The organism is Metabacillus niabensis (assembly GCF_020524345.1).
In the GTDB taxonomy this organism is placed as follows: domain Bacteria; phylum Bacillota; class Bacilli; order Bacillales; family Bacillaceae; genus Metabacillus; species Metabacillus niabensis_B.
This window is the reverse complement of record NZ_JAIVLH010000048.1, coordinates 1-9,894: the sequence shown is the minus strand read 5'-3', so window position 1 is coordinate 9,894 and position 9,894 is coordinate 1. Positions and strand designations below refer to the sequence as shown.

12 protein-coding genes and 1 pseudogene are annotated in these 9,894 nt (G+C 33.9%); 8 read left to right on the top strand and 5 right to left on the bottom strand.

Annotated elements, in window-relative coordinates; all coding sequences use genetic code 11:
• The 3 genes from LC095_RS26330 to LC095_RS26320 all read left to right on the top strand — a co-directional run.
• Nucleotides 1–267: hypothetical protein (locus LC095_RS26330; RefSeq protein WP_413467560.1), on the top strand; the 267-nt coding region annotated here is incomplete at its 5' end.
• A gap of 55 nt (nt 268–322) precedes the next feature.
• Nucleotides 323–1,375, top strand: a complete 1,053-nt coding sequence (locus LC095_RS26325) for a hypothetical protein (RefSeq protein ID WP_226530874.1) — start codon at nt 323–325, stop codon at nt 1,373–1,375.
• Nucleotides 1,376–1,799: 424 nt separating this feature from the next.
• Nucleotides 1,800–2,675 carry a helix-turn-helix domain-containing protein gene (locus LC095_RS26320; RefSeq protein ID WP_226530873.1) on the top strand — a complete coding sequence of 292 codons (876 nt, stop codon included), beginning with the start codon at nt 1,800–1,802 and terminating at the stop codon, nt 2,673–2,675.
• A gap of 95 nt (nt 2,676–2,770) precedes the next feature.
• Here LC095_RS26320 and LC095_RS26315 read toward each other — a convergent pair whose 3' ends face one another.
• On the bottom strand, nt 2,771–2,920 hold the full coding sequence (locus LC095_RS26315) for a hypothetical protein (RefSeq protein WP_226530872.1): 150 nt from the start codon (nt 2,918–2,920) through the stop codon (nt 2,771–2,773).
• Nucleotides 2,921–4,049: 1,129 nt separating this feature from the next.
• Between LC095_RS26315 and LC095_RS26310 the strand changes: the two genes are divergently transcribed.
• Nucleotides 4,050–5,021, top strand: a complete 972-nt coding sequence (locus LC095_RS26310) for a tyrosine-type recombinase/integrase (RefSeq protein WP_226530871.1) — start codon at nt 4,050–4,052, stop codon at nt 5,019–5,021.
• Between the two features lie 4 nt (nt 5,022–5,025).
• Nucleotides 5,026–5,382 (top strand): hypothetical protein, encoded by a 357-nt coding sequence (locus LC095_RS26305; RefSeq protein ID WP_226530870.1) that lies wholly within the window; start codon nt 5,026–5,028, stop codon nt 5,380–5,382.
• A 356-nt stretch (nt 5,383–5,738) separates the two neighbouring features.
• On the opposite strand, the gene LC095_RS26300 is transcribed toward LC095_RS26305, so the two are convergent.
• From LC095_RS26300 to LC095_RS27015, 3 genes are all read right to left on the bottom strand, one after another.
• Complete coding sequence (locus LC095_RS26300; protein ID WP_226530869.1) at nt 5,739–6,254, bottom strand: type II toxin-antitoxin system PemK/MazF family toxin; 516 nt, start codon at nt 6,252–6,254, stop codon at nt 5,739–5,741.
• Between the two features lie 460 nt (nt 6,255–6,714).
• The gene (locus tag LC095_RS26295) at nt 6,715–7,290 is read right to left on the bottom strand and encodes a DUF3967 domain-containing protein (RefSeq protein ID WP_226530868.1); all 576 of its coding nucleotides are present in this window, start codon (nt 7,288–7,290) and stop codon (nt 6,715–6,717) included.
• Between the two features lie 140 nt (nt 7,291–7,430).
• Nucleotides 7,431–7,559 (bottom strand): hypothetical protein, encoded by a 129-nt coding sequence (locus LC095_RS27015; protein WP_264196217.1) that lies wholly within the window; start codon nt 7,557–7,559, stop codon nt 7,431–7,433.
• Nucleotides 7,560–7,967: 408 nt separating this feature from the next.
• Here LC095_RS27015 and LC095_RS26290 point away from each other — a divergent pair, with 408 nt between their 5' ends.
• A complete protein-coding gene (locus tag LC095_RS26290) occupies nt 7,968–8,168 on the top strand; it encodes a hypothetical protein (RefSeq protein ID WP_226530867.1) in 201 nt (66 codons plus the stop codon).
• Between the two features lie 92 nt (nt 8,169–8,260).
• Here the strand turns inward: LC095_RS26290 and LC095_RS26285 are convergent, their stop codons facing one another.
• Complete coding sequence (locus LC095_RS26285; protein ID WP_226530866.1) at nt 8,261–8,404, bottom strand: hypothetical protein; 144 nt, start codon at nt 8,402–8,404, stop codon at nt 8,261–8,263.
• A gap of 443 nt (nt 8,405–8,847) precedes the next feature.
• Between LC095_RS26285 and LC095_RS26280 the strand changes: the two genes are divergently transcribed.
• Both LC095_RS26280 and LC095_RS26275 read left to right on the top strand, forming a co-directional pair.
• A complete protein-coding gene (locus LC095_RS26280) occupies nt 8,848–9,411 on the top strand; it encodes a recombinase family protein (RefSeq protein WP_226530865.1) in 564 nt (187 codons plus the stop codon).
• Between the two features lie 118 nt (nt 9,412–9,529).
• Nucleotides 9,530–9,894: pseudogene (locus LC095_RS26275) on the top strand (hypothetical protein); the annotation flags it as partial.

Genomic DNA, 9,894 nt, shown 5'->3' with positions numbered 1-9,894 from the left:
TTAGTTGGTAAAGTTCAAAGTACTGGGAAAACAACAGGGAAAATTTTAACCACTACAACTTCTGCACAAGCAAGCATTAAAAATGTCGACTTAGGATACACTTCCTATTGTGAAAGGAAGATAGCAGTAGGTAAATCATCTGCAACATCTAAATGTAGTTTTCCGTTAGGAGCAAGTACTCAATTTTTTACTGGCTTATCGACCCATACAGCAACAAATAATGGTGTTATTTACAATGCAGTAACTTCAGATAGTGATTTGTTTTAATATAAAAATGGCGCTGTTACTTTTTACAGCGCCATTTTATTTAAAGGAGTAAATTATGATCTTGCGACAAAGTTTTATTCTTAGTTGGTTTTGCGTTTTTATATTAGTTGGTTGTCAAAATAAGGAGTTATTAAATGAAGAAGATACATTGATTCTAAATGAAGAAAACACAAGTGTGGAGGTGTCTAAAAATATGAGAATTCTAGATGATTCTGAGAATTCATTTGATTCTACTATTCCATTTACAGTAGTGAAGAGTTTTAATCCTAATGAAGAATATATAGAATATGAAGAAGTTCAGGGAGAAAAGTTCACGTATATTAAATTACCAAAATCAAAGTCTATTATTTCTGGAAAATTAACTTTTGAAAATGATAGGGAAGATCCACTAATAATCAAAACTTTATTCTTTCAAGGAAATGAAAATATTAAAATAAAACCTCAAAATTCATCTGAATGGACATCTTCTATAACATATGAAGTTTCACCTCATTCTTCTCATACAATTAATATTGATTTAAAGTGGGATGTTAACGGAATGCAAGAGTTAACTTTTTTTCCAATAGACCAAACTAGTGAGGTTGAACATTATAATGGTGGGAATCTTGGTAGCTTTCGCTTTTTTGTGCAAAGTAAGGATATTACTCTTAGTAAAGAGTCGGTAAATGAGCAAGCTTTCCAGTTAGATAACAATGAACTTAAACCTGAGCAAGATGTATTTCCCGTTCCTATATGGGTGGGAGAGAATAATGATGAAGTTGAATTTTCATCTAAAGGAAGTATATTACTTACAAAAGAAAAAGTTAGAGGTATAAAATTATCAGCAATTCCTTATGATACCGAAGTTGATATTGTCTTAGTTGATGAATTTGGAAATAGCTCTTTAATTTCAAAAGGTGTAAAAATTGTTAAAGATCAACCGACTACTATAAGTTTCAATCATGATGTTCTGGAAAAAATGTATAGTGAAGATGCAAGGCAATTTTTACTTATAATGAATAACAGAGAAGAGAAAATATTAAGTGATTTAAAAGCGTTAAACCTTTATCAAAAACCTTTCTTCACGAGCCATCAAAGGGTTATTGAATTTTATAAAAGTGAAAAATAATACTGTTAAGCTGACTTTTCTGAAGGATCAAATAAATTGATTCAAAAAAAGGATCTTCTATTTGAAGATCCTTTTTTGTATGAAAAAAACATCGAAAGTTTTTATTACCCTTTTCGAATCTTTCATAACAAATCTATTAAATTGTGATAAAATGTCTAAAAAGAGAAAAAATAATAGATTTTTAAAAACACATATAAAAAAAGGAAAGCCTACACCCAATTTCTCGCACCGACCAAAGTTTGAGGAATATTGATTGTAGACCCGGTTTCCCTAAATTAAAAATGTTACTTAAAGTGTACTCAAAACAGATAAAGAAATCAAGTGGTACATTAGGGAAATTTATGTTATATGCCTTATTTAGGTGTATATTTTCATAGAGTAAAACGGGTGTAGGCTTCTCCAATAGATGGGGAGGCTTATTTTTATGCGGATCGTATCACAACATGAATTCTCTCAAATGATGAGCTATAAACGCTATGCAGAGAATCAATCACAACAACAAAAAGAAAAAAAGAGATTAAGAGAGTTGGTCCAGGAGTCAATTGGAGATAAATATTATCGTCTAAAGGAAGGTACCAAACAAGCTATTGATATGATGTGCTGGTTTGCTGCTGAACGTGGTTTTGTATTTGCTGGTGACGATTATCTCGCAGATCGTCATGATATTTCTGATCGTACAGTTCGTAATGTGGCGAAAGAACTTCGAAAGCTAGGGCTAATTGTGACTATCTATCGTAAATCGACTAAACACAATGGACGAGGATGTCCGATTCATCTATTTGTAGATCATCCATACTTTGAGTTTTGGACAAGCTATTTTGATCTTCATTTCCAAGCAGATTTCCAAGCAGAAAAACCTGAAATCCCTTCTGAGAGTAAGGATGAAAAGCAAAAAAATATTTCTACCTATAATTTAACTAAAAGATCTTTATTAAATAATAAACGTAAACAAAGTAATAACAAATTAGATGCTAAGTATGTTCCTTCTAATGTTCCTAAAGCCTTTGTAGAATCCGTTAGACCGTTTTTTAACGATGCAAAGGAAATCTATCGATTATGGGGGAAAACTCGCTTAGCACACCAAATATGTGGCTTAGAGAGACCTTTAGAAGAATTAGAAGATATAACAATCCAAGCATTTAATGAAACAGTCTTTGCTTATAAACAAAATCGAGTAAAAAAAGCTTTTACAGGATACTTCTTTGGAACCTTAAGAGGAATGTTTATGGTTGAAAGACGTCGTGAATGTTTAGCTGGTCATAATAGACCTACATACTTATATGACTTTTTAGAAGGATAAAAAAATTATTAACCCTATCCTTTTATTTGCTATGGAAAGATATTGAGAATTATAGAAAAAACACCGTATTTATAGTTGTATAATAAAAGTTTTCTTTATTTTTTATGACTATCCTGTATTGTTTCTATACGCTGTTTTAGAGCTTTATATTGTTCTTTTGTTTTTCGTTGATAGTTTGCAATGATTTCCTGCTGAGACTTAAATTCTATAATTCCAAATTTCTTACTATCTATATATTTGAGCATTAATATTACCACCTTAAGTCAATTTTAGTGATTTCATATACTTAATATAATTCTAAAAATAGATCCTTTAAAATAACTTTTAATCATTTTTTTCGATAATATCTTATTCTGCTAGCAAATCGTAAGAAAAAGATTTAAAATAAGAGTATAAACATTTTCTTTTTTTTATTGGCGACCCATGAGGTCAGCGGTTATTTATTAAACTAATGCGATCTTTGGATCGATTCTTTTATCAAACTATCCCTAGGATGAGTATGCCTTTCTTTAGGCATAGTGATTATAAAAGAATGGATCTTGAGATCGTTTTTTTATTTAGTCAACATATTTTTGAGAGGATCCTTTATTAAAGGTGTTTATAAGAGAGTCAATATTAAACACTTTTTGGTGACAATATATCCTTAGAAAAAGTCTATTTTGAGGCAGAGAGTTTAAATTTAATAAATAAATGATAAGTCCACGGACTGGAGAGATTTTTCATACATCAAATGTTGATGTATTGATGCTTCAGGGCGTGGACTTTTTATATAAATAAACGACACATTGGGAGGCACTTAATGCTATTAAATTAATTAAAAATGCTAGTCATTTTTAAAGGGAGGCTATAAAGGTCTATGATCGAACCTTTCTAGCTATTTGTATTTAAACATCGATCTTCTTATATATGAACAGTTCTTTAGCTAGGGACACAGCTGGAACGACTGGACTGCAAGGATAAGCAGCAGTATAAAGGCGCCATGGGTCAGCGCTGGAATGGTGGTAATACACCTAAAAGCTTGAGGATCCAACACTAACCTGATAGAAAGGCACAACTTCAGGTTAGAGAAATATTTGTGCTATGCGCCATCTTTTTGGTCGGGGATGCTTGCAATCGCGAGTTGCTCTATGCAGGCGCTGACGGAATCGCGAACGAAGTTCGCACCTGCAATGCGGGTTTGATTCTACTGTTACTTAACGTCTATTACAAGGGCGTGGGGCGAAGTGTCTCAGTCTAATTTTTGTTTTTAAAGTTAGACTGAGACACTTCGCTCAGATCACCCACAATATTGAGGTTTTTGAATGAAATGAACTGTATTAGCTCTGAAATGCTAACACAAAACAGTGGGCGAAGTATGCACATATGGAGGTAGAGATGAATTCAAAACGGAATTGGCAGCTAACAACTAAACAAGAAAATAATTATAGGAATCTATGTCGTCAAATCGATAAGATATTTGATTATCGTACTCATCATCAAGGAAAACGAGGGACTGAACGCTATCGTGCTGCGTGCTATGAGTTTGCGAAGCATTTGGCTAAGGAATATAATTCTTCGAATTTTAGAAACGTACGTGATAGACACCTAGAATCCTTTGTGAAAGCTAGTCATAAGGATGGGGTATCTGCAGCAAGCATTAAAACAGATCTTGCTGGCATAAGAAAACTTCATGCTATGCTACCAGATACTCGTTATAAGCTTGAGGATGCAAAGATAGCCAATAAAAAGTTTGAGCTTGAGAAAAGAGTCATTATTGGGGTTGATCGCGCTTGGTCAAAAGAAGAAATCAACTTGGCTGTATTACGTGCTCAATCGATGGGAAGAAACGATGTAGAGTGGTCCATTCGAATAGCTGAAAGTACAGGGGGAAGGCTGGAAGAAGTAACGGCTTTAACGCGTTCGCAGCTGCGTTCATCTCTTCAAAACGGTTATTTAGGGCTAACAACTACTAAGGGTGGAATTCCTCGTGATATCCCACTAAATGAGTTCTCGAGAGGTGTTTTTCGTGAGATCCTTTCAGATCGGAAAGTTCCTGAAAAGATTTTCGTCGCGCATGGTAATGCCCACCATCAATCAATGAAGTCCATTCAAAATTGGATTTTTAATAATCGAGAATATTTCACCTTAACTCATAAGATAGATCTTCAATATACAAAAGAAATGAAAATCCAGAAAGAATATAAGAATTTAACTTTTCATGGTATTAGACATCAGTATGCCAGGAACCAATACTATGACCGCATAAGATCAGGACAAGCAGCATTGCAAGCACGTAAGGAAGTGGCGATCTTATTAGGACACGGAAGAGATACAGTTATAAAGGTCTATTTAGGAAAGGGGAAATAAAGCAATGGAAGATAAAATCAAAGAATTAGAGACTGAAATAGAACGGTTAAAGGAACGAGTAGGTCATTGGAAACGATTAGCTAAAGGGCAGAAACCAAGAAACGAGTGGTTAAAAGAATCGCATTATGAAGGAAATCATTATAAGCATTTGGTTTTGACACAATGGCCAGATGATTTTCCTTTGAACGAAACACTTTATTATATTAAAACGGAAATCATCCCTAAATATGAACCTTATGTATATGATCAATGCTATCGAACAAATAGGCTTGGGTGGGTTGTTGTGTTGGTGAAGCATAAGCAGGTTGATATGTGGAATGATTTAGAGTTTTTTGATCAGGAAGCTCTTTTTGAAGAGTAGTAATTGTAGAAATTCAGTAATTTGGAGAAAAAGTAATAACATTACTCGTGTTATGTATTGAATTCTAAATAAATAAAATAACCCCTACCGGAATACCGATAGGGTGAATTGGTCCCTGACGAGAGGGACAATGTATAGATAGCTTATGTTTTTAGTATACGTAATATGCAAAAGAAGGAACCATTTCTGGATCCTTCTTTATGCACAAATAGAATTCACTTTTAAGTGTGATTTGGTCCGCAACGAGGCAGGACAATGTAAGTGTTACACTGAGAATGTAACTGTTAGTTAGATTATAGCTTGTCTCAGTAACGCTTGTCAACATCCGGTGCCGAAAAAACCAAGGTGGTACCTGGTTAAAAGTCGAATACCCATTTCAATCTACTCATGATTTTTTCGAGGTCATCAGGATCTACACTTCCTAAGTGCTTTCCTAATCTGACTTTACTTACTGTTGTAATCCCTTCAGCCATAGCTGCTGAATCGTAGGTTAAGAATTTGTACTTACTTTTCATCAAAAAGAAGTGTGTTTTTACTTTAGGGACTGTAATTGTTCTCTTTTTACGATTAACAACTTGTTTTGTTTTTAGTGTTTTTGACAACGGGATTATTTTCACATTAGTAGAAGTGGAATTTATTCTGTCATTAGACACAATAATTACCGGTCTTTCTTCACTTTGTTCTGAACCGATATTTTCCCCTAATTCACAAAGGTGAACAGATCCCTTAACTAAGTTACGTGCTTTTTGTTTTGCTTCATCTTGAATGAATTCTTTAGCTAATTCTTTTTTGCGAGGAATCCATTGATCGATAGCTGTTTCTTTTGCTATTTTAGCTTGTTCAATAGGATTCAATGGTTGTTGTTGAGTCATATCTTTCCTCCTCCATTAGTCGATTTTACCACTTTCCAATGGGAGGTATTTACTTTTTAATTACCTTTTTATCCAAATAAATTCAATTTATATACATTTGTTAGGTTATGTATCAGTTTTGTTTGCATGTTTATCAAGCCATTTATAGAGAGAGTTTCTTCGTACCCTTTTGATCGTTCCTAAATTAATTGAAGGGATCCGGAGAGTTCATGAAGTTATAGAGGTCCTCTACACGTAAGAATTCCTTAGTTTGTTGTTTTGGATGCAGGAGCTATGGGTTCTTCCGGTTGTATATAAACGTACTCTTTTTTGCTCGTTATAAGAAGTGATGTCATCTCCTATTCGGTTGATATCCGAACCTTTGCATCCAGGACAACTAATATGTTTGATCAACGATATTGAAAAGAAGGCTCCACAACTATTGCATTCATATTTAAATCCCTACGTATTCTTAAATCCATCACTTACCGAACAATCGCTGTAAGAATCCTTTTTTACTTTCTTCTTCTCGTTTTTCTTCAGCTGCAGCAATTAACTTTCTTGTTTCCTGGACTTCTCGTAATGACTGGACTAATGTTTCATCACGTTTATTTAGGCGTTCTTCTATGTATTGTTGTTGCTGATCCAATCTCTCTAATAAAGTTCTGTTGAACTGTTCTTGCTTCTCGAAGCGTTCTTCTTGCTGTTCTATGTAATTCATCAATTTGGCTATTATCTTATCGTTAGAACGGTCTAAATCACGTATGTTTTCAGCTGGAACGATGTCCGTTCCTTGTGAGAACGTACCCTTTCCAAACCTATCTACAACAAGCATTGCAGCGTTATTGAGTTGCATGCTGTGATTCTGAACTAACTCTTTAAAGTGTCTCAATACAACGATGTTTGCATCAACAAATACACGCTTATTTTGATCGTTCCTGATGAATTGATAACCTTGGTTCTCTAATGCTATACACCATTTTCGCAACGTACTATCACCGATATCTAAAGTTAAACTTATCTCTTTAGGAGTATAGGCTTTTTCGTATGAATCCATCGTTATCCCTCCCGGTATAGTTACCGTTATTTTATAGAAATACGGACAACTTGGACAGATGGAACGAACATTCGCTCTAACTTATATATTGGAAAACACCTAAAAGAGCAGGGTGGATTAATCCACCCTGCTCTTTTAGGTTAAAAAATAAAAATGCAATGAGCATTTACAAATGATCCAGAACGAAAGTGTTCTGGTATCCAAATGCCAGCACGGAAATGTCCACGTACCATATGCCCTTTGCGTTTGTGCGGTGATAACTTGCACATAACGGTCGGCCCCCTTTACTAATTTCTAAGGGACCTGGATTAGACAAGCGACCTTCCGATTGCTTTCCGCAAATGTTTCATTTTTATGACAATCTACAACTTGTGGGTTGCAATGTTAATTTCTTTTTTGTATAATTCGTTTTGTATATGTCACGAAAGATACTTTAAGAAAATGTATAAAAGCTAAAACACATGCTAAAAATGATATTGGTAGTATCATTTAATAAAAGCATAGGGAAGGTACAATTGGATAGTCCTGTCCCCACCCATTAATTTAGCACATTTTTGTAGAGTAGGCAACGATTTTTAGACAGTTTTTTTTATTTTTTGTCCTTTTATGACAGAAAATTCAGAAATTACATAATTGAACATAAAAGAGAGTGCCAACTGGTGCTCTCTTTTATGTTGTTGATCCATAATTATCTTCCAGAATCGAGCATTTATTTAGCTTTAGCTTGGGATAAAACAGATCCAGCTAAGCTTCTTGCCGTTTTACTAGAACCTTTACTTCTAAGAACTTTAGATGCTTTGGATGCTAATTTAGAGCTGGAAGTTTTTCGTGAGCTAGATTTTCTTCTCATGTATACTCCTTTCGATTCAAGAGAATAAGAACGTAAGTTTTGTCTTTTATTTCAGTAGTAAAACCTTTACGATATACATATCAAATATTTTCTTCTGGAGTTTCTAAGTGCTGCAACACATTAGAAGCTCCTTTTTATTTGCCTTTCCAACCTACTGATTTCTCGATTAATTTCACGTTCAGCACTCCTTAATTCCCTTTTCATTTTGTTTTCTGTATTGCGAATTTGGCTATTCAGCTTAGCACTATTGAATCTTTTTGGCATTTTTAGACACCACCTCTCTATTACAATTTTCTTTGGTAAAATTATCCCCCTTTCTAGGCTTTTTTATTATATCAACCTTTATATCTATTAATCAATATATAGTGATATTCGAAAACTAAATAATACTATATATAGTTTTCGGGGTCGTGTTATTTGTAATTTGTCAAGTAAGTAAATCTATGGATTTTAGAGAAAAGATTAGCAATAAAGAGATAATAAAAAAGGAAACTACTTTTTTGGTTGATTATCTCATTTGCATTAATTTTATTGCAAAAAACTCTATGAAAAAGTAAGTGAGTAGTTCTATTCCTCGAATCTGTTTTGTTTTTATTATCACTCATCGGTGTCAAAACTTAAAAGTATTGGCACCGATATGTGAATCTAGTATTATCAAGGTATTGGAAGGTGTCATAACTTAGTGTCGTTAATGTAGGGGGATACATATGAAATACGGGTATGCAAGAGTATCTACTGTAGGACAAGAGATACAGGGACAATTGAAACTGTTGGAAATTGAAGGTTGCAACAAGATTTATTCTGAAAGATTTACTGGAACAAAAATAGACAGACCACAATTTCAAGAGTTGCTTTCTATATTGTCTGAAGGTGATACTCTAGTAGTTACTAAGCTAGATCGCTTTGCACGTTCAACGGTAGAAGGGATTCAAACCATTAAAAGACTATTTGAACGTGGTGTGAAGGTTCATATACTTAATATTGGAATCGTAGAAGACACACCAACAGGACGTCTAATCTTTAATATCCTAAGTTCCTTTGCTGAATTTGAAAGGGATATGATAGTTGAACGTACCCAAGAAGGGAAAGTTATTGCGAGGCAGCGTAAGGACTTTAGAGAAGGACGTCCAAATAAGTTCAGCAAGAAACAAATAGATCATGCTTTAAATCTTTTAAAAAGTCACTCATATAATGAGGTTGAAAATATGACAGGAATATCTAAAAGTACATTAATACGCGCTAAAAGGAAACAAGCGAGTAAATATATTTAATAGTTCGATATATCAAGATATAAAAATTATACATAAAATTGTGTAAAATATCCCATTTTTTCCAAAAAATATGTTACTGTTGATAGGTTACTAATTTGTTAAAGGAGAGAATAAAGAAATGAAGAAAGTATTGAGTACTCTTGGCGCGGCAATTTTAATAGTATCATTACTTCCTGGGGGAGTTTCAGCTGAAAGTAATGATATTAAATTAACGGAGGAATATCAGATTGATTGGGAAGAAGCATATGAAAACGCAGAAGATTATCCACAAGCTACTGATTTTGGAACTGTTAATTCTGATTCTTCTTCATTCCAAACAGCCAGTTTTAAAACCTTAGCAACTGGAAGTACAAACCTAGGGTTATTAGTTGGTAAAGTTCAAAGTACTGGGAAAACAACAGGGAAAATTTTAACCACTACAACTTCTGCACAAGCAAGCATTAAAAATGTCGACTTAGGATACACTTCCTATTGTGAAAGGAA